Here is a 24,412-nt window from a genome sequence, read left to right on the forward strand (position 1 = left end):
TCCCCGCATCGCTCATGACACGGCCTGTCTTCCGCTTCGCGCCGAGCCCCAACGGCGAGCTGCATCTGGGGCACGCCTATTCGGCATTGCTGAATGCCGATCTGGCGGAGGCCGCGCAAGGCCGCCTGCTGCTGCGCATCGAGGACATCGATATCGCACGCTGCACGCCCGAATACGAGGAGGGCATCTACCGCGATCTCGCCTGGCTCGGTCTTTCCTGGGAAGAGCCGGTGCGCCGCCAGTCCGATCATTTCGATGACTACCACGCGGCACTCGAAAGGCTGATCGACGAGGACATCGTCTATCCCGCCTTCATGAGCCGCGGCGAGGTACGCGCCAAGATCGCCGATGCCGAGGCGGAGGGGCGGGCATGGCCGCGCGATCCCGACGGAACGCCGCTATACCCGACCGACGAACGCAGGCTTTCGGCGCGCGCGCGGAAGCGGCGCATGGCCGACGGCGATCCCTTTGCCTGGCGGCTCGACGTCGACGCCGCGCTCTCCATCGCCGGCGGCAGGCTGTCATGGACCGAGGGAGGCAGCGGCCCCGGCGGCGAAACCGGCGAGGTCGTCGCCACCCCGGCCGCCTGGGGCGACGTCGTTCTCGCCCGCAAGGATACGCCCACCAGCTATCACCTCTCCGTCGTGATCGACGACGCGCTGCAGGGCGTCACCCATGTGGTGCGCGGCCGCGACCTCTTCCACGCGACGTCCGTCCATCGCCTGCTGCAAGCGCTGCTTGGCCTTGCCGCGCCGATCTGTTTCCACCACGATCTGATTCTCGGCGACGACGGCCGCAAGCTTTCGAAGACCAGGAACGACACGGCGCTCGCCGCTTTGTGCGACGCCGGCCTGACGCCTGTGGACATCAGGCGGATGGTGGGACTTTAGGGGTGTTTCAAGCGACGATTCCATTTCATCTGGAAACGCCCTAGCCTTCGCTGAATCTGTCCAGCGCAGCCTTCAGCACCGTGAGCAGCGTCAGGCAGACGAATGCGCCGCCGAGCCCGATCGCGGTGGCGAAGGTCAGGGGTGCGAGCCGGAGCCCCCACCATTCGGCCAAGAACAACGACAGGAAGAACCCCGCGGTGAGAATGACGGCATTGCCGGTCGGGCCGAATCCGTCCCGCCCCATGATCGCGTCGAGCGCCATCGAGAAGATGAACGAAAAAATGCCGACGACGGCGATCGCCATGATCAGCCAGCCGGCGTCCAGGTTTGACAGCATGTCGCTTCCTTTCCCGTGAACCGGATCAGGATGCTTTCCCGCGATACCACCCGCATCAACGCGACGAAGGGTAAGCTTCAATTCTTTCGCTTTGCTTGATGGATTGATCGGGATTAGAGGCAACCGGCACATCTCTCCAGGAATCTCCCCATGCAGTCCAGAACAACCAGATTGGTCCCGGCCCTCTTCGTCCTGCTTTGGGCGACGGGTTTCATCGGCGCGCGCTACGCCATGCCCTGGGCAGAGCCGTTCAGCTTCCTGGCCGTCAGGTTCCTGCTTGCCTTCCTGATCCTCGTTCTGGTGGTCGCAATCTTCAAATCCCGCGCTCTCAAAAGAAACGAGGCGCTGCACGCCATATTCGCCGGAACGCTGATCCACGGTGCCTATCTCGGCGGCGTGTTCTGGGCGATCCACCACGGCATGCCCGCCGGCCTTTCAGCGCTCATCATGGGCCTTCAGCCGCTCATCACGGCCGTCTTTGCCGGCATGGTGCTGGGCGAGCGGATCCTGCCGCGCCACTGGATCGGCCTGGCGGTCGGCTTCGCCGGCGTGGTGATCGTCCTTCTGCCGAAGCTGGGCGAGGTCGCCGGCGGCGTCACCTCTGCAACGCTCGCGGCAAGCCTCGTCGCCGTGCTTTCGATCAGCGCCGGCACGCTCTGGCAGAAGAAATTCGTCTCCAACGCCGATCTCGTGACCGGAACGCTCTACCAGTATCTCGGCGCGACCTGTCTGATGGCCGTCTTCTCCTTCGCCTTCGAGGCGCGCGAATTCGAGCTCACCGGAGAGCTCGTCTTCGCCATGGCCTGGCTGGTGCTCGTGCTTTCGATCGGCGCCATCTTCCTGCTGATGTACCTGATCCGCGAGGGCGAGATATCGAAGGTCACCTCGCTCTTCTATCTCGTTCCCGCCGTCACCGCCGTCATCGCCTGGGTGCTCTTCGACGAGAAGCTGACCCTCGTGCAGATTTTCGGAATGGCGGTGACCGCCGTCGGCGTAGCGCTCGCCACTCAGGCCGGCACTCGCGCCCGCGCGTCGAGATAGCGCCTGATTGCGGCGTTCAGCTCGCCACCCATGATGAAGATCACGGACAGGATGTAGAGGAAGACCAGCGCCACCATGATCGAGGCGAGCCCCGCATAGGTCGAGGCATAGGAGGAGAAGTAGCTCAGATAGGTGGCGAAGATCGACGAGCCCACCAGCCAGGCCACGAGCGTGAAGATGAGGCCCGGTATGATGTCGACGAAGCGCCTCCTCCCGGCCGGCAGCCACAGATGCACGGCGAAGAGCGCGAAGATGATGACCATCGAGGCGATGAAGTAGCGCCAGTAGGTGGACGAGCCGACATAGGGCTCGAGCAGCGGGAAGTGCCTCTGAGCGATGCTCGCGGCCAACGGCACGAGGACCAGCAGCGTACTGACGATGACGAAACCCATCGTCGCTATGATGACGAAGGCGAGGCTCTGGGCGCGCAGGAAAATGAGGGAGCGCGTCTCCACCACGCGATAGGCCCGGTTGAGCGACACGCGCAGCGCCTCGATGCCGTTGGAGGCGAAGAAGGCGGCGACGACGATGCCGAACGTCAGGAAATCGCCGCGCTGCACCGTCAGCACGTTCGCCACCTCCTGCGCGATCGGCGCGGCGATCTCTTCCGGCCAGGTGTCGAAAACGAGATGCACGGCTGTGTCGGCAAAGGCGTCCGCGCCGAGAAAGCTCGCCAGCGACGTCGCGAAGATCAGGAACGGGAAAAGCGCGAGCAGGGCCGACAGCGCGAGATGGCTGGCCATGGCCCATCCATCATCGTTGTTGAAGTGTCCCAGCGCGTCGCCGAGGACACGCTTCAATACGACAATGTTTCGGAGCATCCTTCCCGCCGATTGTCTGCGTCGGGGGAATATGGGAAAGAAGCGCCCCAAATGGCAAGCGCCGTCATATATGAACCTGCGGCGATCGCGAACTTTCGCTGCCCGCGCGGAAGTTCTACGATCCGCTCGGAACGTCCGTTGGAGACCCACTTCCGTTTGAAAGGCCTGTGCCGACATCGCCACGCTGAAACGTGCCAGACCGCAAACTTGATATCCCGGGCCGACCGCCGGGAAATTCGTCCACCTGCAAGGATTCCCCCATGTCCACCACTTTCAATATCATAGCCATACTGTTCATGCTCGCGGTGCTGTTCGTGCTTGGCCGCGGTCTCATGAACATGATGCGCGGCGGCTCGGGCAATACGTCGAACAAGCTGATGCAGGCCCGCGTGGTCCTGCAGTTCATCGCGCTCGTCTTCATCCTGCTGGCGCTCTACTTCTCGCGCGGCTGAGGAACGACGAGGGAGGACGCGACATGGTCATTTTGAACAAGATTTACACCCGCACCGGCGACGACGGCACGACCGCGCTCGGCAGCGGCGAGAGGCGGGCGAAATACGATCTGCGGGTCGCCTCCTATGGAACCGTGGACGAGGCCAATGCCTGCATCGGCATGGCACGCGTCCATACCGCCTCCTCCGACCCGGAGATCGACGCGATGCTCGCGCGCATCCAGAACGATCTCTTCGATCTCGGCGCCGATCTCGCCACGCCCGACACTGGCGAGGATCTCGGCTACGAGCCGCTGCGGATCGTCGCCTCGCAGGTGGCGCGCGTGGAGGCGGACATCGATTCGCTTACCCGCAAGCTGCAGCCCTTGCGTTCCTTCATCCTGCCCGGTGGCGCGCCCGCGGCCGCCGCGCTTCATCTCGCCCGCACCATCGCGCGCCGGGCGGAAAGGTTGATCGTCGAGCTTTCGCGGCGCCCGGAAGAGAAGGTGAACCCGGAGGCGGTAAAATACATGAACCGCGTCTCGGACCTGCTCTTCGTCGCCGCGCGCGCCGTCAATGACAACGGCAAGGCCGATGTGCTATGGGTCCCGGGCAAGAACCGATAGGGACGCATCGGCGCTCAACCAGAAGGAGCGGATCGGGGAATGTTCATACCGCTCCATGACGCGAATGGCCTCAGGCACATCAGGCTGCAATATGTGACGATCGGCCTGATCGTGGTGAACTGCCTCGTCTATCTCTTCACCGCCTTCGGCTCCGAGAATTTCGTTCAGGCCGCCGTCATCGGCCTCGGCTACATTCCCTCGACCATCTACGACATCGCCGAGCGCCCGCCCGAACTGACATTCGTGCCGGACTATCTGACCTACGTCACTTATGCGTTCCTGCACGGCGACATCTTCCATCTTGCCGGCAACATGCTGTTCCTGTGGGTCTTCGGCGACAATGTCGAGGACGCGCTGGGCCACGTCCGATATATCGTGTTCTATCTCGCCTGCGCGGTCGCCGGCGCCGTCGTCCACGGCATGGTGGCGCCCGATTCCGAAGCGCCGCTCATCGGCGCCTCCGGCGCCATCGCCGGCATTGTGGCGGCCTATCTGCTGCTCCATCCGCGCGTGAAGATATGGATCCTGGCGTTCGGCCGCCTGCCTCTGCGCATCCCTGCCTGGATCGCGCTGGCTTTGTGGATCGTCTTCCAGTTCGCGATGATGGCGATTGGTGGCGAGGACCAGATTTCCTGGGCCGCCCATGTCGGCGGCATCGTAGCCGGCGCCGTGCTGGTGCTGATCCTGCGGCGGCGCGACGTGCCGCTGCTCGATCGCGAGGTCGTGACGCCGAAATCGGTCGAGGTCGCGACCCCGGAATCCGCCGAGCCGAACCCGCAGCCATCGCCCTGGGGACCTCGATAGTTGCGGCGCCCGCGAATTCAAACGGTTTGATTCGCAAGAGCATATTGACGCTCGACATGGCTGTGACTACGGTCCCGCGCGCCTGCGTAGGCTGCAGTGTGCGAGTTTCGTCCCGGGGATGTCGGTAACCGACAGGCGCGCCGGATTAGGTGCTGTTAGGCAGCGTCCGAACATTGTCAGAAAGGTCTCAATCGCATGAAAGTAGTTGTCCCGGTTAAGCGGGTTGTTGATTACAACGTCAAGATCCGCGTGAAATCGGATGGATCGGGCGTCGAGCTTGCGAATGTGAAGATGTCGATGAACCCGTTCGACGAAATCGCCATTGAGGAAGCGATCCGGCTGAAGGAAGCTGGCAAGGTGGATGAGATCATCGCGGTTTCGATCGGGCCTGCCCAGGCTCAGGAGACGATCCGCACGGCGCTGGCGATGGGCGCGGACCGCGGCATCCTGGTCAAGGTCGACGATGTGGTCGAGCCGCTGGCGGTCGCCAAGATCCTCAAGGGCGTGGTCGAGGCGGAGAAGCCCGAGCTCGTCATCCTCGGCAAGCAGGCGATCGACGACGACGCCAACCAGACCGGCCAGATGCTGGCCGCTCTGCTCGGCTGGGCACAGGGCACCTTCGCCTCCAAGGTCGAACTCGACGGCGGCACGGCCAGGGTGACGCGCGAGGTCGACGGCGGGCTGCAGACGGTTGAATTGAAGCTGCCGGCCGTGGTGACGACGGACCTGCGCCTGAACCAGCCGCGCTACGCCTCGCTGCCCAACATCATGAAGGCGAAGAAGAAGCCGCTCGACGAAAGGACCGCCGCCGATTACGGCGCCGACGTCGCCCCGCGCCTCAAGGTCCTGAAGACCGAGGAACCGGGCGGCCGCAAGGCGGGCGTCAAGGTCAAGGACGTCGCCGAGCTCGTCGACAAGCTCAAGAACGAAGCCGGCGTGCTCTAAGGTTCGGCAGACAAGAAAGGAACGACAAGATGGCAATTCTCCTCGTCGCCGAACACGACAATGCAGGCGTCTCGGACCAGACCTCCAAGGCGCTGTCGGCTGCCCTGAAGATCGGCTCGGACGTCGACATCCTGGTTGCCGGCAAGGGCGCCAGGGGTGCCGCCGATGCCGCCGCCAAGCTCAAGGGCGCGCGCAAGGTGCTGCTGGCGGAAGCCGACGAACTCGCCGAGCGCCTCGCCGAGCCGACGGCGGCGCTGATCGTCTCGCTCGCAGGCAATTACGACGCGATCGTCGCGCCTGCGACGACCATGGGCAAGAACGTCGCGCCGCGCGTCGCCGCCCTGCTCGACGTGATGCAGGTCTCCGAGATCATCGAGGTTGTCTCGGCCGACACCTTCAAGCGGCCGATCTATGCCGGCAATGCGATCCAGACGGTGCAGTCCTCCGACGCAAGGAAGGTGATCACGGTTCGCACCGCCTCCTTCCAGGTGGCCGGCGAGGGTGGCCAGGCCGCGGTCGAGGCCGTCAATGCGGCGGCCGATCCGGGGCTCTCGACCTTCGTCGAGAACAAGCTGTCGGAAAGCGATCGTCCGGAGCTGACCTCGGCGAAGATCATCATCTCGGGTGGCCGTGCGCTCGGCTCCTCCGAGAAGTTCCAGGAGGTGATCCTGCCGGTCGCCGACAAGCTGGGTGCCGCGGTGGGTGCCTCGCGCGCCGCCGTCGACGCCGGCTATGCGCCGAACGACTGGCAGGTCGGCCAGACCGGCAAGGTGGTCGCCCCCGAGCTCTACATCGCCGTCGGCATCTCCGGTGCCATCCAGCACCTGGCCGGCATGAAGGATTCCAAGGTCATCGTCGCCATCAACAAGGACGAGGAGGCGCCGATCTTCCAGGTCGCCGACTACGGCCTCGTCGGCGACCTCTTCACCATCCTCCCCGAACTCGAAAAGGCGCTTTGACGCCCTTTCGGGTTCCGTATTAAAATGTGATGGCCGGGGTGGACGATGCCGCCCCGGCCATTTAGTTTGCACCGCACAAAATGAGAAGCGCGGCATCGCGCCTTGACGGGATTCTTCTTCATGACGGGCAAAGTAAAGACGATCGGGATCATCGGTGCGGGTCAGATGGGCGGCGGCATCGCCCATGTCGCGGCCCAGGCCGGATACAAGGTCAGGCTCTACGATATTTCGCCGGAGCGCATCGAGGCCGGCATCGCGACCATCAACGGCAACATGGCACGTCAGGTCTCCTCCGGGAAGCTTGAGGAAGCCGCCCGCAAGAGCGCCATGTCGCTGATCGCGCCGGCGAAGGAACTGCAGGATCTCGCCACCGTCGACCTGGTGATCGAGGCGGCCACCGAGGACGAGACCGTCAAGCGCAAGATCTTCGCCCAGCTCTGCCCGATCCTGAATCCCGAGGCGCTGCTGGCCACCAACACCTCGTCGATCTCGATCACGCGGCTCGCCGCGCAGACCGACCGGGCCGAGCGCTTCATCGGCATCCATTTCATGAACCCGGTTCCGCTGATGAAGCTGGTCGAGCTGGTGCGCGGCATCGCCACGGAGGACACGACCTTCGAGACGGCCAAGGCCTTCGTCACCAGCCTCGACAAGACCGTCACGGTCGCCGAGGACTTTCCGGCCTTCATCGTCAACCGCATCCTGCTGCCGATGATCAACGAGGCGATCTACACGCTCTACGAGGGCGTCGGCACCGTCGAGGCGATCGACACGGCGATGAAGCTCGGCGCGAACCACCCGATGGGACCGCTGCAGCTTGCGGATTTCATCGGCCTCGACACCTGCCTTTCCATCATGCAGGTGCTTCACGACGGGCTCTCGGACTCGAAATACCGCCCCTGCCCGCTGCTGGTGAAATATGTCGAGGCCGGCTGGCTCGGCCGCAAGGTGGGACGCGGCTTCTACGACTATCGCGGCGAGCATCCGGTGCCCACCCGCTAGGGTTCGCGACGCGCCCGGCACGTCTCCGTCGCCTTTCAGCGTGACGGAAAACAACGATTTTCTCTTTATTTTCAAACACCCAGCGGCCGCGCACTTTACAAAGGCGATGGGCGATAGGAGTATCGGGGCTTCATTGCCCGGGTGTTCCGTTCCGGGCCAACGACACGATCTCAGCAACAATCGAGGGAGGATCTCGTATGTCATCCGCTATCCGCAAACTTCTCACGGCATCGGCCGCTTGCGCCGCCCTGCTCGCCGCCTCCGCCGCGCAGGCGCAGGACGTGAAGCTCGGCTTCCTCGGCGGCTTCACCGGACCGATCGAAAGCCTCGTTCCGCCGATCCATGAGGGCGCGAAGCTCGCGGTCCAGCAGATCAACGACCAGGGCGGCATTCTCGACGGGCGCAAGCTCGTCCTCGTCCAGGGCGATTCGACCTGTGCCGACACGACCGCCGCTTCGGCGGCGGCCGACCGGATGGTCAATTCCGAGAAGGTCACCGCGCTCGTCGGCCCGCTCTGCTCCGGCGAAACGATCGCCGCCGCCAATACCGCCGCCATTCCCGGCGGTGTCGTGCTGGTGTCGCCGGCCGCCACCTCGCCGGCGCTCACGGATTTGAACGACAACGATCTCGTCTTCCGCACCACGCCATCGGACGCCTACAGCGGCGAGACGCTGGCGAAGCTGCTGCGCGCGCGCGACCACGAGAACATCGCCATCACCTATGTCAACAACGACTACGGCAAGGGCTTCGCCGACGCCGTCGCCAGTCAGTTCGAGGCGCTCGGCGGAACGGTCGCGGCCAGCGAGGCGCATGAGGACGGCAAGGCCGACTACCGCGCCGAAATCGGCTCGCTTTCCTCCTCCGGCGCGGAAATGCTCGTGGTGCTCGCCTATGTCGACGGCTCCGGCCAGACCATCGTGCGTCAGGCGCTCGAGGGCGGCGATTTCGACACCTTCGCCGGCGGCGACGGCATGATCGGCGATTCGCTGGTGACGGCGGTTGGCGAGGGCAAGCTCGACGGTTTCATCGGCACCAAGATCGGCGCCTCCGAGACCGAAGGCACGGCGATCTTCGCGGAAGCCGCGCGCGCCGCCAATCTCGACCCGGCCGGCTCCTTCGTCGCGCAGTCCTACGACGCCGCCTTCCTGCTCGCGCTGGCGATCCAGAAGAACGGCTCCGACGGCCGCGAGGGCCTCAGTCAGGCGCTGCGCGATGTCGCCACGGCGCCGGGCGAGGTCGTGCTGCCGGGCGAGTGGGAGAAAGCGATCAAGCTGATCGCCGAGGGCAAGGACATCAATTACGAGGGCGCCTCGGGCAGCCACGAGTTCGACGAGAAGGGCGACGTGCCCGGCGTCATCATCGAGACCGTCATCGAAGGCCCGGGCTTCAAGGACGTCGGACCGGTCGACTGATCGCAGCGCTTCGGCCCGACAACGAACGAAAGCCCGGAAGGCCGGCCTTCCGGGCTTTTTTCTGCGCGCCGGCATCGCGCTCGCACAGCCGCGTCCCCCGAAAAACAGTCGGCGCCGGGATTTCTCCCAGCGCCTCCCTGTTTGCGTGTGGACGTTCATTTCCGGTCTGCCCGAAGGCAGGCCATCCTGACGCCTTCACGAAACCGGTCTCGGTGGTGCGCATCCGAAAGGTTACGCGTTCCCGGACCATGCCGATACTTCCCGAAGGTCGTATGCGGCGTGCCATCGAAGGGCTTTCCCGGCCTTCATAGCAGCATCGGTCTATCTTCAAGCGTTCCAGACCGCCTTCGACAGGTCCCGCTGGACTTTGCTGTTTGAAATCGCCGCACGCAGCGAACCGCGCGCTACAATCCCGCCCAGCACGGGCTTCAGGGGAGTTCCATCAGATATCTCGCTGTCCCGGCGAGGACCTTCAGGTCCTGAATTGACTCCGAGGTTAGCTGCGGCGGTTGGTCGCGGCAATGCGCCTTACGTTGGGGAAGGTCGTTTACGTGACGTTACCCCCGCTATCACCGCTATCCACAACCTGCCGAAGCGCTTTTTTCTGGTCTCTATTCGTATTTCACCGGTTTTTCGGGCAGGAGGCCGTCAGGCGCGAAGCGCAGCACCAGCGTGATCGTCAGGCCGATGACGAAGACGCGCATCTGCAGCGCGCGCGTTGCGAGGTCCGCCGGTGCCTGCCAGTCGAACAGCCTGTCACCCCACACCGCCGCCTGCTGGAACAGGAACAGCGCCGCCGGCTCCGACATCGTCCAGATCACGTAGACGAGCAGCACGCCGAAGATCGTGCCGAGATTGTTGCCGGCACCGCCGACGATGATCATCACCCAGATGAGGAAGGTGTGGTTGAGCGGGACGAAGGAGGCCGGATCGAAGATCGAGGTGAAGGTGACGAGCGCGGCGCCGCCCACCCCGATGATGAAATTGCCGATCATGAACATTTCCAGCCTGCGCCGGTTGATGTCCTTGCCCATCGCGGCCGAAGCGAACTCGTTGTCGCGGATGGCGCGCATCATGCGGCCCCAGGGCGACGCCCAGGCGCGCTGCAGCAGGATGTAGACCACCACGATCAGGATCGCCGTTATGCTGAGATAGGCCGAGCGCGAGGCGATGAAGCCGATCTCCTGCGGCGTCGGCACCGGCCAGGGAAGAGGCGACACGGTCAGCGTTCCGCGCGTCAGCCAGTCGGCGTTCTTCAGAAAGGCCTTGATGATCTCCGAAATGCCGAGCGTGGCGATCGCCATGTAGTCGGCGCGCAGGCCGAGCGTGATCCGGCCCATGGCCCAGCCGAGCACGCCGGCGACGATGCCGCCGGCGATCCAGCCCATCCAGACCGGCAGGCCCAATCCACCGACCCAGCCGCCATTGCGCTCTATCAGCGTCGTCGCGGGGTCCATCAGGCCCTGCACCCACAGATAGGTGATCGCGGCGGCAATCAGCGTCAGGAGCGTACGGAGTTTCCTCGGCAGGCCGAGGCGATGAGACTGGCTGACACCGTAAATGACCGCGACGCCGATAGCGAACACCAGGGCCGCATGGGCGAGCATGCCCGGCGCCTCGGTATCCCAGAAGGCCTGGTTGACCGGAAAGGTGACGAGCAGGCTGGCGAAGGCGGCAGAGGCGATGAAGCCCATCACGCCGACATTGAAGAGGCCGGCATAGCCCCATTGGATGGTGAGCCCGAGGCCGATGATGGCGTAGCAGCTCGCCTCGACCAGCATGCGCATGCCGTAGGCCGAGCCCATCCAGGCGAATACCAGCGCGATGATGATCGCCAGGCCCGAGAAAAGGAGGATTTCCCGATTTGCCATCGTTTTCATTTCAGCACCCTCCCCTTGAAGATGCCGGTCGGCTTCCAGATGAGCACCGCGATCAGGATGAAGAACGGCACCACGATCTTGTATTCGGTGGGAACGAAGGCGATGCGGTTGGGAATCTCGATGATGTCCGGCAGATACGGCCGCAGGGGCCGCAGGAGCACGCTCCAGTTGAACACCGCCAGCGTCTCGGTGAAGCCGACCAGCATGCCGCCAGCCATCGCGCCGTAGGGCTGGCCGACGCCGCCGACGATGGCGGCCGCGAAAATCGGCAGGATGATGTTGAAGGAGAGGTCGGGCTTCAGCGTCACGTCGAGCGCGAGCAGCGTGCCGCCAGCGGCCGCCAGCGCGCCGGCGATCACCCAGGTGGAGCGCACCACGCTGTCGATCGATATGCCGGAGACGCGTGCGAGATCCGGATTGTCGGAGACGGCGCGCATCGCCTTGCCCATGCGCGTGCGGGTCAGGAACAGATGCAGCGCGATCGCGGCAAGCGCGGTGAAGACGATGAGCAGCGCTTGCGGCTGCGTCAGGATGATGTCGCGCCCCATCACTGGCAGCCGATAGATCGCCTTGGAGCCGGCATCGAACTGATAGGTGCCGGTGCCGGCGAAGAGCCGGATCAGGCCCTGCATCATCAGCATCACGCCGATGGAGGCCATGACGATGACGACCGGCCGCACCTTGGCGGCACGCAACGGCGCGTAGAACCCCTTGTCGATGCCGATTGCGAACAACGCCGTCACGACCATGGCGAGCGGCATCAGCACGAAAGCCGAGGGCAGGCCGAGCGCATCGCCCGCCGTCGGGAAGAGCGCGACGAAGATCAGCGCGAAGAACGCACCCGCCGTCATCATGTCGCCATGCGCGAAATGCGCGAAACGCAATATGCCGTAGATCAACGTAACGCCCACCGCGCCGAGCGCGTAGACCGAGCCGATGATCAGGCCGGCGATGACCACCTTGTTGATGAAGAAGACGACTTCGTTGACCGGCAGCGCCGCCAGAAGCCCCACGCCCTGTTCCATGATTATTCTCCCCCGCCCAGGAAGCTTCTGGCCACTTCCGGATCGGCCAGCAGTTCCGCGCCCGTGCCGGTGAAGCGGTTGCGTCCGCCGGCGAGCACGAAGCCGCGATGGGCGAGCGCCAGCGCCTGGCGCGCGTTCTGCTCGACCATCAATATGCCGACGCCCGATTTGTTGATCTCGATGATGCGATCGAAGATCTCGCCCATATAACGCGGCGACAGGCCGGCCGTCGGCTCGTCGAGAAGCAGGAGCTTCGGTTCCGTCATCAGCGCGCGGCCGATCGCCACCATCTGTCGCTGGCCGCCGGAGAGCTCGCCCGCCGGCTGTTTGCGCTTTTCCTTCAGCGGCGGAAAGAAACCGTAGACCTGGTCGATGAGGTAGCGGAAATCGTCGCGCCTGATATAGGCGCCCATCTCCAGGTTCTCCTGCACCGACATGGTCGGAAACACGTTGAATTCCTGCGGCACGAAGGAAAGCCCCTCGCGCACCAGCCCTTCGGGTGCCATGTTGGTCACCGTTTTGCCGCCGAAGGCGACGCTGCCCTGGGAGACGCGCAGCAGCCCGAACAGCGCCTTCAGCGTCGTCGACTTGCCGGCTCCGTTCGGGCCGACGATCACGCCGATCTGATCGGCGTCGATGGCGATGTCGATGCCATTGAGAATGTTCGTGCCGCCATAGCCGCCGTGGATGTCGTTCATTTCGAGAAGGGCCATCAGTGCGCCTCCCCGTGCGCTCCGCCGAGCGCGGGGCCGCCGCCGAAATAGGCTTCCACCACTTCCGGATTGTTGCGGATCTCCTCCATCGGCCCCTGCACCATGACGCTGCCCGCCGCCATCACGATGACGGGGTCGCACAGCCGGGCGATCAGGTCCATGTCGTGCTCGATGACGAAGAAGGTGAGCCCTTCCTCCTTGTTGAGCCGCTGGACGACGGCGGCGAGGTCGTTGAGCAGCGTGCGATTGACGCCGGCAGCGATCTCGTCGAGCAGCACCACGCGCGGCTCCGTCATCATCACCCGGCCGAGTTCGAGCAGCTTCTTCTGCCCGCCGGAAAGATTGCCCGCCAATTCGTTCTTCACATGCGAAAGGCGCAGGAGATCGATCACCTCTTCGGCGCGCCGGCGCGTCCGTGCCTCCTCGGCCATCACCTTGCCGCGTCGGAAGCAGGCGTTGAAGACGTTCTCGCCAGACTGGCGCGCGGGCACCATCATCAAATTCTCCAGCGCCGTCATGGTGGAGAACTCCTGGGCGATCTGGAAGGTGCGCAACAGACCACGCGAGAAGAGCTCGTGCGCCGGCAGGCCGGTGACATCCTCGCCGTCGAGCAGGATACGCCCCGAAGTAGGAGGGAAAGCGCCCGCCACCATGTTGAACATGGTCGTCTTGCCCGCTCCGTTCGGTCCGATCAGCCCGGTGATCGTTCCCTTTTCAACCTTGAGCGAACAGCGATCGACCGCAAGCACGTTACCAAAACGCTTCGTGACTTCTTGAACGTCGATAATCGTCGTCATCTATATCTGAGATTCTCCACCCGTCCGACGCCGGTCTGGCATTCGCTGCCGCTTCTCAAGGCGTCCTTCCCTGGCCCGGCTCTTAAAGACGAGGCGCCGCCTTTACAAGGCGGCGAGCCTGAAAAGCCGTTTTTGCACGGAATTTTGACCGGAAATCCTGCCGAAACAGCGAAAAAGCTACTGGCTCACAGCCGAAATCAGTTTTTTCGCGTCCTCGCTCGCCCATTCGGCGGGGCCGTTCATATTGGCGAGCAGGCACCCGTCGCCGTCGATCAGCAGCGTCACCGGCAGGCCGAGCGCCAGCCCGCGGCGCTTCAAATCGTTGAAGACGCCCAGCGTGTTGTCGCGATAGAAGCCGAGCGAGCCGACCTCGATCTCGTCGAGAAAGCGCCTGGGCTTCACGTCGTCGCCGGTGTCGACGTTCACCGCCACCACCTCGAACTTGTCGCCGCCCATCTCCGCCTGAAGCTCGTCGAGCGCCGGCATCTCCTCGCGGCACGGCGCGCACCATGTCGCCCAGAGGTTCACCAGCACCGTCCGGCCTGAAAGATCGGCGATCGTCATCGGCTTGCCGTCGGGCGCGTTGAAGGCGAGATCCTTGAGGGACTGCGGCGGATTGGCCGCCATCATCCCCGCCACCTCGCCCCGCGCCGCGTCGCCCACCGCCTTTGCCTTCTCCGCTTTCGCCTCGCAAAGCTGCGCGGCGGCCGGGTCCACCGCAGCCGCAATGGCCGTCTCGTTGTTGCCAGACCGGCTGCCGATCACGTATACGCCGATCGCGCCTGCAATCATGCCGGCGACCGCTGCGATCGCGATCAGGCGGAAGGTCGGTAGGTGGAATTTTCCATTTGCCATCTGTAATTCTCCGGGGACCGGTTACCACGATGAGCGACACCAAGGCCAGCAACCAGATGTGGGGCGGACGATTTGCCTCGGGGCCCGCGGCGATCATGGAGGCGATCAACGCCTCGATCGGCTTCGACAGGAAGCTCTACGCCCAGGACATCCGCGGCTCCATCGCCCATTCGGAAATGCTGGCGGAAACCGGCATAATTTCGCGCGAGGATCAAAAGAAGATCGCTCACGGACTGAACACGATTTTGTCAGAGATCGAAGCCGGCAAATTCGAGTTCTCCACCCGCCTCGAAGACATCCACATGAACGTCGAGTCCCGGCTGGCCGAGCTGGTCGGCCCGGCGGCCGGCAGGCTCCACACCGCCCGCTCGCGCAACGACCAGGTCGCGCTCGACTTCCGCCTCTGGGTCAAGGAGGAGCTGCAGCGCACCGACGCCGCGCTGGTCGCGTTGATCGAGGCATTTCTCTCCCGCGCGGAGGAGCACGCCGCGACGCTGATGCCAGGCTTCACGCATCTCCAGACCGCGCAGCCGGTCACCTTCGGCCATCACTGCATGGCCTATGTGGAGATGTTCGCGCGCGACCTCACGCGCGTCCGCGACGCGATCGAGCGGCTGGACGAATCCCCGCTGGGCGCGGCCGCGCTCGCCGGCACCGGCTTTCCGATCGACCGCCACATGACGGCAAAAGCTCTGGGCTTCCGCGAGCCGACGCGCAATTCCATCGACAGCGTCTCCGACCGCGACTTCGCGCTGGAGTTCCTTTCCGTCGCCGCGATCTGCGCGACGCATCTTTCACGGCTGGCCGAGGAGGTCGTCATCTGGTCGACCCCGCAATTCGGCTTCGTTCGGCTGTCGGATTCCTTTTCGACCGGCTCCTCGATCATGCCGCAGAAGAAGAATCCCGATGCAGCCGAGCTGGTGCGCGCCAAGACCGGCCGCATCAATGGCGACCTGATCGCGCTTCTGACCGTCATGAAGGGCCTGCCGCTCGCCTATTCCAAGGACATGCAGGAAGACAAGGAAGCGGTCTTCGACGCCGCCGAGACGCTCGATCTGATGATCGCCGCGATGACCGGCATGGTCAGCGACATGTCGATCAACGACGCGGCGATGAAGCGCGCCGCCGGCTCCGGCTATTCGACCGCGACGGACCTCGCCGACTGGCTGGTGCGTGAAGCGGGCCTGCCCTTCCGCGAGGCGCACCACGTCACCGGGCGCGCCGTCGCGCTGGCGGAGAAGAAGAAGGTCGCGCTCGACCGCCTCTCGCTCGACGAATTGCGCGAGATCGACAGCCGCATCACCGACGACGTCTTCAACGTTCTGTCCGTCTCCGCCTCGGTCAAGAGCCGCACCTCCTTCGGCGGCACCGCCCCGCAGGAGGTACGCCGCCAGATCAGGTACTGGAAGAAGCGCCTCAAACAGGGTGCAACGAACCGGAAACTCCGCTAAACAATCAGCGACCTGCAATCCGAGGACGGACGAACTTCAATGAGTGCCGGCAGAATTCTGACGACAATCGCGCTTCTCGCCGCAATCGGCGCGACGGCTGCCTGCGGCCGCAAGGGCGATCTCGAGACGCCCTACAGCGCCGCCGTGGAAGCCCGCAAGGAGGCCGAGCGCAACGACCAGCCGCTGCCGCCGGAACCCGCGCCGCCCGTGAAGGATCGGAAATTCTTCCTCGACAGGCTGATTTAGGCCCTGTCGCACAGCGAAAAGCCGGGGCGCGCGAAGAAACGCCGCGCCACACACTCGTCATCGATGAAGAACAAGACCCGTGAACCATTTCGAATACCGTGACGGCGTGCTGCACGCCGAGGATGTGCCGGTGCCGGCGATCGCCGAAACCGTCGGCACGCCGTTCTACTGCTATTCCACCGCCACGCTGACGCGGCATTACAAGGTCTTCGCCGACGCCTTCTCCGAACTCGACGCGCTCGTCTGCTACGCAATGAAGGCGAACTCCAACCAGGCGGTGTTGAAGACGCTGGCGAAGCTCGGCGCCGGCGCCGACGTCGTCTCCGAGGGCGAACTGCGCCGCGCGCTCGCCGCCGGCATTCCCGCCGACAAGATCCTCTTTTCCGGCGTCGGCAAGACCGCAGCCGAGATGGACCTCGCGCTTTCGGCCGGCATCCACTGCTTCAACGTCGAATCCGAACCGGAGCTGGAGCTGCTTTCGGCGCGCGCCGTCGCCTTGGGCAAGACCGCTCCGGTCTCGCTGCGCATCAATCCCGACGTCGACGCGAAGACCCACAGAAAGATCTCGACCGGCAAGGCGGAGAACAAGTTCGGCATCGCCTGGCAGCGCGCCCCGGCGGCCTATGCCCGTGCCGCCGAGCTTCCCGGCCTGCGCGTCACCGGCATCGACATGCATATCGGCAGCCAGATCACCGAGCTGCAGCCCTTCGACGATGCGATCGCCCTGCTGGTGGAACTGACCGCGAGGCTGCGCGGCGAGGGTCATGACATTCGCCATATCGATGTCGGCGGCGGCCTCGGCATTCCCTATCGCATCGACAACAACCCACCACCCTTGCCCGACGCCTATGCCGCGATCGTGCGCAGGCATCTGAAGCCGCTCGGGTTGAAGACGATCTTCGAGCCGGGCCGGCTGATCGCGGGCAATTCCGGCATTCTCGTTTCCGAGGTGATCTTCGTGAAGGAGGGTGACGCGAAGAACTTCCTCATCGTCGACGCGGCGATGAACGATTTGATCCGGCCGACGCTCTACGACGCCTTCCATGAGATCAAGCCGGTGGTGGAGGCGCCCGCCGATTCCCCGCGCATGCTCGTCGACGTCGTCGGCCAGGTCTGCGAGACGGGCGATTATCTCGGCCATGACCGCGATCTGCCGGCGATGAAATCGGGCGACCTGATCTATGTCGGCACGGCAGGCGCCTACGGGGCCGTGCAGTCCGGCACCTACAATACGCGCCTGCTCGTGCCGGAGGTTCTGGTCAATGGCGACCGCTTCCACGTCGTGCGCCCGCGCCCGACCTATGACGAGCTGATCGGCCTCGATTCGCTGCCGGACTGGCTGTAGCCGACGCAAGGCGGGCGATCACGATTTCTTGCCCCGCCTCGCCTTCGCCGCGTTTGATGCTATTCTTTCACGAATGAAGCGTCGCTGGGCGCGCGGCGCGGACACGCGACCTGGAAAGGCCGGATGGCGGATACTGGAAGGAAGCAGCACGACACCGGACTTCTCGCACGGCTGACCCGCACGCGCGCGGCGACGCGGATCGCGATCTATGTCGAACGCCTCTGGCCGCTCGTCCTTCCCTTCCTTGTCGTCATCAGCCTTTTCCTCAGCCTCTCCTGGCTCGGCGTCTTCCGCGTCATGCCGGACTGGCTGCGCCTTCTCACTGCCATCCTCCTTGCGGCCGCCGCCGCCGCGTCGCTCTATCCGCTGCGCTTCTTCCGCAGGCCGCTTGCTGGCGAGATCGACCGCCGCATCGAGCGTGCCAATGATCTGCGCCATGCGCCGGTTCTCACCCAGACGGACAAGCTGTCCTCGACGTCCCAGGATATCTTCGCGCAGGCGCTCTGGCGCGAGCATCAGAAGCGCATGGCCGAAGGGCTCGGCAGACTTTCAAGCGATCTTCCTCGCACCCGCGTGCCCGAGCGCGACCCATGGGGCCTGCGCGCCGCCGCGGCGCTGCTGCTCGTGGTCGCCTTCGCCTTTTCCTTCGGCCCGCTCGGCGGACGGCTCAACGACGCCTTCCGCGCCCATGCGCGTGCCGACATCGTGCCGCCGCGCATCGACGCATGGGTGACGCCGCCGCCCTATACCGGCAAGGCGCCGCTCTTCCTGACCGCCGACGCCAACCGTGAAGCCCCCGTCTTCCGCGTGCCCGCGGGCAGCGACGTGGCCGTCCGCGTCACCGGCGGGGCGGGCGACGAGACGCTTTCCTACCTCGACGCCCATACCGGCGAGGAGCAGGCGTTCGAGCCTGCCGCTGCGAGCGCAGCAAGCGAACGCGAGCGCAGAACCGCGCGGCAGTTCGCGGGCAAGCTCGAGGCGGACGGCATGCTGTCGCTGAAATCGGAAGGCGCCGAGGTGCAGCATTGGGCTTTCAACGTCATTCCCGACAATCCGCCGGAAATCCGCTTCGCCGACGAACCCAAGCGTGCCGTCAACGGAGCGCTGGAGCTGAACTACGAGGTCGAGGACGATTACGGTCCGGCTTCCGCCCGCGGAGAAATCACGCAGGCCGAGCAGCCGGCTCCCGGCGCACGCGCGCTCTATGAGGCGCCCGAATTGCCGCTGACGCTGCCGCGCCGGAACGGTCGCGACATCGCCGCGCGCACGGTTCGCGACCTGACCGAGCATCCCTGGGCGGGCAGCGTCGTCGATCTCACGCTGAAGGCGGTCGACGCCGCCGAGCAGGAGGCCGCGAGCGAGACCAAGACCTTCGTGCTGCCGGAGCGCCCGTTCGTCAATCCGATCGCCAGGGCCGTGGTGGAACAGCGCCGCCTTCTCGCGCTGGACGCCAACAGCAAGGCGCATGTGCTCGACCTCATGGACGCGGTCACCCTGCGCCCCGACGACACGTTCGAGAACATGTCGCATTATCTCGGCATCATGTCGGCGCGCTCGCGCCTGGAGATGGCGCAGAGCGACGAGGCACTGCGCGAGGTGGTCGACTATCTCTGGGAGATTGCGCTCACCATCGAGGATGGTTCCCTCTCGGATGCCGAGCGGCGGCTGCAGCAAGCGCAACAGGCTCTCCAGCAGGCGCTGCAGGATGGCGCCGGCGACGAGGAGATCGAGCGACTGATGCAGGAGCTGCGCGAGGCGATGCGCGACTTCATGCGCGAATTCGCCGAGCGCGCGATGCGCAACCCTGATTCCGCCATGCAGATGCCCCAGAACGGGCAGGAACTGCGCCAGAGCGACCTCGAACGCATGATGGACCAGATCGAGAACCTGGCCCGCTCCGGCGCCCGCGATCAGGCACAGGAATTGCTCTCGCAACTTCAGGACATGATGAACAACCTGCAGGCCGGCCGCCAGCAGCAACAGCAGCAGGGTCAGGGCCAGCAGAGCGAGATGCGCCAGCAGATGGACCGGCTGGGCGAACTGATGCGCCGCCAGCAGGAAATGATGAACGAGACCTTCCGCCTCGACCAGATGCAGCGCGGCCAGCAGCAATTCGGCGATCAGTTCGGCGACCAGCAGTTCGGGGAACAGCAGCAGCCGGGTGAGGGTCAGCAGGGGCAAGGTCAGCAAGGCCAGGGCCAACAGGGTCAGGGCCAGCAGATGTCGCCGGAAGAATTGGCCGAAGCGCTTCGCCAGCTCCAGGAAGGCCAGAGTCAATTGCAGCAGGAACTGGACGAGCTCACCCGCGGGCTGCAAGGCATGGGCATACAGCCGGGCGAAGGCTTCGACGATGCCGGCCGGGCCATGGGCCGCGCGGGCGAGGCCTTGGGCGAGGCCCAGGGCGAGCGAGCGGTCGGCGAGCAAGGCCAGGCGCTCGAGGCGCTGCGCCGCGGCGCGCAGGACATGATGCAGCAGATGCAGGCCCAGCAGGGCGAGCAGGGCGGCGCGCAGGAAGGTGGCCGTCAGCAGAGTTCGGACCGCGACCCGCTCGGCAGGCCGCGCGCCACCACCGGGCCCGATTTCGGCGATTCGGTGAAGGTCCCGGACGAGATCGACGTGCAGCGCGCACGTCGGATCCTCGACGCCATCCGCGAACGCCTCGGCAACGCGCTGAGCCCGGAACTGGAACGCAATTATCTGGAGAGGCTGCTGGAGATGCGCTGATCAGCGCGTCGAGGCGACCGGGCGAAGCACCGACAAAAGCGCGCCATAGGGCGCCAGCATCGCGAAGCCGATCAATATTTTCACGCTGAAATCGCCGAGCGCCAGCGACACCCACAGCGGCGCCTCCGTTCCCATGAACGGGACCGGAAAGCCGAGTGAACCGTCCTCCAGTCCGAAGCCGGTGTCGAGAAAGGCGAATCGCGCGGCGAAGGCCAGCGAGAAGAAGATGATCGTGTCGATGATCGAGCCGATGATGCTCGAGATCAGCGGCGCGCGCCACCAGACCTGGCGGCGCAGCTTGTCGAAGATCGAGACGTCGAGGAGTTGAGCGACCAGGAATGCCGAGCCCGAGGCGATCGCGATGCGCGGCGTGGCGAGCCAGACCGATAGCGCGATCGCGATGACGAAGCCCACGAAGACGACCTTGCGCGCCGCCGTCGGCCCGTATCTCCGATTGGTCAGGTCGGTCACCAGAAAGGCGACGGGATAGGTGAAGGCGCCCCAGGTCAGGACATCCTGCAGGCCGAAATGGGCGAATGGAAACTGGACGAGGAAATTGGATGCGGTGACGACGACCGCCATCGCCGCGACGAACGGCCAGATGGAAACCTGCTTGGTCATTTTTTTATCCTGGGTGATGGAACCAGCGGCGGGCAAGCGCCCGCCATCGCAATCCTGTCGGACCCGTTGGCCCTATCAGGCGGCGACCTGTTCCGCGACCTTCTTGGCGATCTGCTTCTTGAGCAGGCGCGCGCGCTGCGAAAGCTCGGCAGCGTCCGCCTTGAGCAGGAACGCGTCGAGGCCACCGCGGTGCTCCACCGAGCGAAGGGCGTTGGCGGAGATGCGCAGACGCACGTTCTGGCCGAGGACCTCCGACATCAGAGTGACGTCGCAGAGGTTCGGCAGGAAGCGGCGACGCGTCTTGTTGTTGGCGTGGCTCACATTGTTGCCGGTCATCACGGCCTTGCCGGTCAGTTCACAAGCGCGGGGCATGTCACGTTACCTTCATTTCATCATTGCCGGGCCACAGCCGGAAACGCACCAGATCGAGTTGGCGCGCAGGCGGTATCAGGCGGCCTCATGGAAAGTTGCCGTTCCCATAGTGGCATTTCGCCCTTTGGTCAAGCGCGGGCCGCACACGGAGATGCATTCGCGCGAGCCGGGAATGCCGCCCGCTTCATATATTCGCCGGATTCCCAAGGCAAGCGACGGGCATAGGGACACCGTCGGAACTGCCCGGATCGGACATCGGAGCATGCGAAGACAGTTTACATTCCTTCTGGCCGCCATCGGCGTCACCCTCGCCTCGCCTGCCGGGGCCGAGGCCTACAGCGCCGACTATTCCGTCACGCTCTACGGTCTGCCGGTCGCCAAGGCTCGTTTCGACAGCTCCTTCGGCAAGAACAGCTTCGAGATTCGCGGTGCGCTCTCCAGCGCCGGCCTCGCCCGCGTCTTCGACAGGACCGAAGCCACCACCACGGTGCGCGGTTCCATAGGCAGGAACGGTCCGCAGCCGCATTCCTTCGTCTCCAACTACACGTCCGGCAAGAAACAGCAGAAGACGACGATCAGCTTCGACCGGGGCGGCATCCGCGAAGCGGTCAACGTGCCGAGACCGAAGAAACGCGGTAAGGATTGGATACACGTCACGGACGCTCATCTGAGGGCAGCCCTCGACCCTATCTCGTCGACGCTCATACGGGCGAACGGCCCCGAGGAGGTCTGCAACCGCACGATCAAGGCTTTCGATGGCGAGATGCGGGCCGACCTGAAGCTGACGCATCAGAAAACCGGTCCGATCCGCGGCTTCCGCGGCGAGGCGGTCACCTGCAGCGCTCGGTTCATCCCGGTCGCCGGCTACCGCAAGGGCCGATCGCAGATCGACTTCCTGCAAAACCGCAGCAGGATCACCATCGCCTTCATGAGGCTCGGCGATACCGGCTTCTATACACCCGTCGACGCCTCCGTCGGCACGCAGATCGGAACGTTGCGCATCACCGCGAGCCGCATCGAGACGCGCTGACGCGGCATCTTGCCCGCGTGCCCATGACCCGCTAACGCTTACGCGCCTGAACGTCGCCCGGGCGACGGGCACTTTTTATGTGGGGGGAGCCGGACACATGGCGCGCGCGACGCTCATCGGATTTTCGGCCGTGGCCATGTGGGCGCTGCTTGCTCTCATGACCGCGAGTTCGGGCGACGTTCCGCCCTTCCTGCTCTCGGCGATCACCTTCGCCATCGGCACGCTGGTGGGACTTGCACTGCGGCTGGTCGCACCGCCGCCGCGGCACGCATCGATACCACCGATCGTCTGGCTGATCGGCACGGCCGGTCTGTTCGGCTACCATTTCTTCTATTTCACCGCGCTGCGCAACGCGCCGGCGATCGAAGCGAGCCTCATCGCCTTTCTCTGGCCGCTCCTGATGGTTCTCGGCTCGGCCCTGCTGCCGGGTGAAAGACTGCGCTGGCATCATGTCGCCGGCGCCGCGCTCGGCTTCGCCGGCGCCGTCCTGATCGTCACCCAGGGCGGGCGACTTGCCTTCGACGGCCAATACGCCTTCGGCTACGCAATGGCTGCCGCCTGCGCGATCGTCTGGTCCACCTATTCGCTGATCTCGCGACGCTTTGCCGCCGTCCCCACCAGCGTCGTGACGTGGTTCTGTACGGCGACTTCGGTTCTTTCGCTCATCTGCCATCTCCTCCTGGAGGCAACCGTCTGGCCCGCCGGCGCGACGCAATGGCTTGCCTTCATCGGACTGGGGTTGATGCCCGTCGGCGCCGCCTTTTACGCCTGGGACCACGGCGTCAAGCACGGCAACATCCAGGTGCTGGGGGCGGCGAGCTACGCCGCGCCTCTGCTGTCCACATTCGCGCTGATTGCGGCCGGCGTGGCGACCGCCAGCGTTCACGTGCTTCTCGCCTGCCTCCTCATCACCACCGGCGCGGCGCTCGCCGCGAAGGACATGCTCTTCGGGCGCGGTCGGCCCATCGTCGGAAAGGCGGGCGCGTGATGCTGTTTCCGGGCGGTATCGAATCCCTTTCCAACGGCTCGCTGATCCTTTCGGTGGTGGCTGCACTCGCCTATCTTTTCGCGCGCGCGCAACCGCCCTCCTTCCGCCGGACGTTTGTCAAGACGGCGTCGATAGCCCTTCTCGCGGTGCTCGTCTGGATCGAAGGCGGCCCGGCTTTCCTGGTCATCGGATTGCTGCTCAGCGCAGCCGGCGACGCCTTCCTCGCCCATGACGGCGAGCGCGCATTTCTCGGCGGGCTGGCGAGCTTCCTACTCGGCCATATCGTCTATATCGCCCTTTTCGTCGCCGCCGGCGACGGCGTCGCCGCATTCGCGGCGCAACCTTCTCGCATCGGACTTGCTCTCCTGGCGGCGGTCTCGGCGATCGTCATGCTGCGTCTGCTCTGGCGGGCGGCAGCCCCTGCCCTGCGCTGGCCGATCGCGGCCTATGTGGCGACGATCCTCGCAATGTGCCTCGCCGCGCTGACGCTCCCGTCGCGGCTCGTGATCGCCGGCGCGGTGCTGTTCCTCGTATCCGACATGATCCTGGCCATCGAGAAATTCCTGCTGGCGCCAACATCTCCGCACCGCGCCTGGGCGGGGTCGGCGGTCTGGATCAGCTATTACCTGGCGCAGCTTTCGATTGCGCTCGGTTTCCTGCTCTAGCCGCTCGGCGGCCGCCAATCCGGCGTGGCGAGCTCGAAACTCTCGAAGCGGAAGCCGGGCGCCACCGTGCAGCCGACAAGCGTCCACTCCCCCGTCGTCTCGGCTGCCTGCCAGTCGCCCGCGGGCACGACCGTCTGCGGCCGCTCGCCCGCCACAAGATCGATCCCGAGCCGGACCGCCTCGACGGCGCCTTCCTCGCGCCAGATGCTGAGCACCAGCGGCGCGCCGGCGTGATAGTGCCAGACCTCGGCCGCGTCCTTCACGCGGTGCCAGTGAGAGCGCTCGCCCTTTTGAAGAAGAAAGTAGATCGCCGTCGAATGACCCCGCGCTCCGCCCTCGCCATCGCGAAATGTCTCGACGTACCAGCCGCCCTCCGGATGCTGCTCCATGCCTAGCGCGGCGATGATCTCGGCGGCCCCGGGCTTCGCCATT

Annotated in this window: 26 protein-coding genes; 16 read left to right on the forward strand and 10 right to left on the reverse strand. The window is 65.1% G+C overall.

Features of this window, described 5'->3' with window-relative positions; all coding sequences use genetic code 11:
• The first annotated feature begins 14 nt into the window (after window positions 1–14).
• Window positions 15–890: a tRNA glutamyl-Q(34) synthetase GluQRS gene (gluQRS, locus tag XW59_RS19135; RefSeq protein WP_047147283.1), complete on the forward strand. Its 876-nt coding sequence runs from the start codon at window positions 15–17 to the stop codon at window positions 888–890.
• Window positions 891–930: 40 nt separating this feature from the next.
• On the opposite strand, the gene XW59_RS19140 is transcribed toward gluQRS, so the two are convergent.
• Entirely contained in the window at window positions 931–1,227 is a 297-nt protein-coding gene (locus XW59_RS19140) for a hypothetical protein (protein ID WP_047147284.1), read from the reverse strand.
• Window positions 1,228–1,377: 150 nt separating this feature from the next.
• Between XW59_RS19140 and XW59_RS19145 the strand changes: the two genes are divergently transcribed.
• Window positions 1,378–2,268, forward strand: coding sequence for a DMT family transporter (locus XW59_RS19145; protein ID WP_047147285.1), 891 nt, complete (start codon window positions 1,378–1,380; stop codon window positions 2,266–2,268).
• Here XW59_RS19145 and XW59_RS19150 read toward each other — a convergent pair.
• Window positions 2,235–3,089 (reverse strand): YihY/virulence factor BrkB family protein, encoded by an 855-nt coding sequence (locus XW59_RS19150; RefSeq protein WP_047147286.1) that lies wholly within the window; start codon window positions 3,087–3,089, stop codon window positions 2,235–2,237. The genes XW59_RS19145 and XW59_RS19150 overlap by 34 nt on opposite strands.
• A 260-nt stretch (window positions 3,090–3,349) precedes the next feature.
• On the opposite strand from XW59_RS19150, the gene XW59_RS19155 reads away from it, so the two are divergent.
• From XW59_RS19155 to XW59_RS19185, 7 genes are all read left to right on the forward strand, one after another.
• Window positions 3,350–3,541, forward strand: coding sequence for a twin transmembrane helix small protein (locus XW59_RS19155; protein WP_047147287.1), 192 nt, complete (start codon window positions 3,350–3,352; stop codon window positions 3,539–3,541).
• Between the two features lie 23 nt (window positions 3,542–3,564).
• The gene (locus XW59_RS19160) at window positions 3,565–4,146 is read left to right on the forward strand and encodes a cob(I)yrinic acid a,c-diamide adenosyltransferase (RefSeq protein WP_047147288.1); all 582 of its coding nucleotides are present in this window, start codon (window positions 3,565–3,567) and stop codon (window positions 4,144–4,146) included.
• A gap of 39 nt (window positions 4,147–4,185) precedes the next feature.
• Entirely contained in the window at window positions 4,186–4,950 is a 765-nt protein-coding gene (locus XW59_RS19165) for a rhomboid family intramembrane serine protease (protein ID WP_047147289.1), read from the forward strand.
• A 195-nt stretch (window positions 4,951–5,145) separates the two neighbouring features.
• Window positions 5,146–5,895, forward strand: coding sequence for an electron transfer flavoprotein subunit beta/FixA family protein (locus tag XW59_RS19170; protein WP_047147290.1), 750 nt, complete (start codon window positions 5,146–5,148; stop codon window positions 5,893–5,895).
• Window positions 5,896–5,924: 29 nt separating this feature from the next.
• Entirely contained in the window at window positions 5,925–6,854 is a 930-nt protein-coding gene (locus XW59_RS19175) for an electron transfer flavoprotein subunit alpha/FixB family protein (RefSeq protein ID WP_047147291.1), read from the forward strand.
• A 120-nt stretch (window positions 6,855–6,974) separates the two neighbouring features.
• Window positions 6,975–7,856 (forward strand): 3-hydroxybutyryl-CoA dehydrogenase, encoded by an 882-nt coding sequence (locus XW59_RS19180; protein WP_047147508.1) that lies wholly within the window; start codon window positions 6,975–6,977, stop codon window positions 7,854–7,856.
• Between the two features lie 197 nt (window positions 7,857–8,053).
• Complete coding sequence (locus XW59_RS19185) at window positions 8,054–9,268, forward strand: ABC transporter substrate-binding protein (RefSeq protein ID WP_047147292.1); 1,215 nt, start codon at window positions 8,054–8,056, stop codon at window positions 9,266–9,268.
• 611 nt (window positions 9,269–9,879) lie between these two features.
• Here XW59_RS19185 and XW59_RS19190 read toward each other — a convergent pair.
• From XW59_RS19190 to XW59_RS19210, 5 genes are all read right to left on the reverse strand, one after another.
• Window positions 9,880–11,148, reverse strand: a complete 1,269-nt coding sequence (locus XW59_RS19190; protein ID WP_047147293.1) for a branched-chain amino acid ABC transporter permease — start codon at window positions 11,146–11,148, stop codon at window positions 9,880–9,882.
• The gene (locus XW59_RS19195; protein WP_047147294.1) at window positions 11,145–12,173 is read right to left on the reverse strand and encodes a branched-chain amino acid ABC transporter permease; all 1,029 of its coding nucleotides are present in this window, start codon (window positions 12,171–12,173) and stop codon (window positions 11,145–11,147) included. The genes XW59_RS19190 and XW59_RS19195 overlap by 4 nt, the downstream gene beginning before the upstream one ends.
• 2 nt (window positions 12,174–12,175) lie before the next feature.
• On the reverse strand, window positions 12,176–12,886 hold the full coding sequence (locus XW59_RS19200; protein ID WP_047147295.1) for an ABC transporter ATP-binding protein: 711 nt from the start codon (window positions 12,884–12,886) through the stop codon (window positions 12,176–12,178).
• A complete protein-coding gene (locus XW59_RS19205; protein ID WP_047147296.1) occupies window positions 12,886–13,683 on the reverse strand; it encodes an ABC transporter ATP-binding protein in 798 nt (265 codons plus the stop codon). Before XW59_RS19205 ends, XW59_RS19200 begins: the two co-directional genes overlap by 1 nt.
• Before the next feature lie 177 nt (window positions 13,684–13,860).
• Window positions 13,861–14,538, reverse strand: coding sequence for a TlpA disulfide reductase family protein (locus XW59_RS19210; RefSeq protein WP_047147297.1), 678 nt, complete (start codon window positions 14,536–14,538; stop codon window positions 13,861–13,863).
• Window positions 14,539–14,567: 29 nt separating this feature from the next.
• On the opposite strand from XW59_RS19210, the gene argH reads away from it, so the two are divergent.
• From argH to XW59_RS19230, 4 genes are all read left to right on the forward strand, one after another.
• A complete protein-coding gene (gene argH, locus XW59_RS19215; protein ID WP_047147298.1) occupies window positions 14,568–15,989 on the forward strand; it encodes an argininosuccinate lyase in 1,422 nt (473 codons plus the stop codon).
• A 39-nt stretch (window positions 15,990–16,028) separates the two neighbouring features.
• Complete coding sequence (locus tag XW59_RS19220) at window positions 16,029–16,235, forward strand: lipoprotein (RefSeq protein ID WP_047147299.1); 207 nt, start codon at window positions 16,029–16,031, stop codon at window positions 16,233–16,235.
• A gap of 79 nt (window positions 16,236–16,314) precedes the next feature.
• On the forward strand, window positions 16,315–17,580 hold the full coding sequence (lysA, locus tag XW59_RS19225) for a diaminopimelate decarboxylase (protein WP_047147300.1): 1,266 nt from the start codon (window positions 16,315–16,317) through the stop codon (window positions 17,578–17,580).
• A gap of 123 nt (window positions 17,581–17,703) precedes the next feature.
• Entirely contained in the window at window positions 17,704–20,304 is a 2,601-nt protein-coding gene (locus XW59_RS19230; protein WP_047147301.1) for a TIGR02302 family protein, read from the forward strand.
• Here the strand turns inward: XW59_RS19230 and XW59_RS19235 are convergent, their stop codons facing one another.
• Window positions 20,305–20,925, reverse strand: coding sequence for a queuosine precursor transporter (locus XW59_RS19235; RefSeq protein WP_047147302.1), 621 nt, complete (start codon window positions 20,923–20,925; stop codon window positions 20,305–20,307).
• 75 nt (window positions 20,926–21,000) lie between these two features.
• Window positions 21,001–21,297, reverse strand: a complete 297-nt coding sequence (gene rpmB, locus XW59_RS19240) for a 50S ribosomal protein L28 (RefSeq protein ID WP_047147303.1) — start codon at window positions 21,295–21,297, stop codon at window positions 21,001–21,003.
• 262 nt (window positions 21,298–21,559) lie between these two features.
• Here rpmB and XW59_RS19245 point away from each other — a divergent pair, with 262 nt between their 5' ends.
• From XW59_RS19245 to XW59_RS19255, 3 genes are all read left to right on the forward strand, one after another.
• Window positions 21,560–22,327: a DUF3108 domain-containing protein gene (locus XW59_RS19245; protein ID WP_047147509.1), complete on the forward strand. Its 768-nt coding sequence runs from the start codon at window positions 21,560–21,562 to the stop codon at window positions 22,325–22,327.
• A 97-nt stretch (window positions 22,328–22,424) separates the two neighbouring features.
• A complete protein-coding gene (locus tag XW59_RS19250; RefSeq protein WP_047147304.1) occupies window positions 22,425–23,315 on the forward strand; it encodes an EamA family transporter in 891 nt (296 codons plus the stop codon).
• Window positions 23,315–23,980 (forward strand): lysoplasmalogenase, encoded by a 666-nt coding sequence (locus XW59_RS19255; RefSeq protein WP_047147305.1) that lies wholly within the window; start codon window positions 23,315–23,317, stop codon window positions 23,978–23,980. The genes XW59_RS19250 and XW59_RS19255 overlap by 1 nt, the downstream gene beginning before the upstream one ends.
• On the opposite strand, the gene XW59_RS19260 is transcribed toward XW59_RS19255, so the two are convergent.
• Window positions 23,977–24,411, reverse strand: a complete 435-nt coding sequence (locus tag XW59_RS19260) for a cupin domain-containing protein (protein ID WP_047147306.1) — start codon at window positions 24,409–24,411, stop codon at window positions 23,977–23,979. The genes XW59_RS19255 and XW59_RS19260 overlap by 4 nt on opposite strands.
• Between the last annotated feature and the right edge of the window lies 1 nt (window position 24,412).

The organism is Aquamicrobium sp. LC103 (assembly GCF_001014615.2).
GTDB lineage: Bacteria > Pseudomonadota > Alphaproteobacteria > Rhizobiales > Rhizobiaceae > LBCQ02.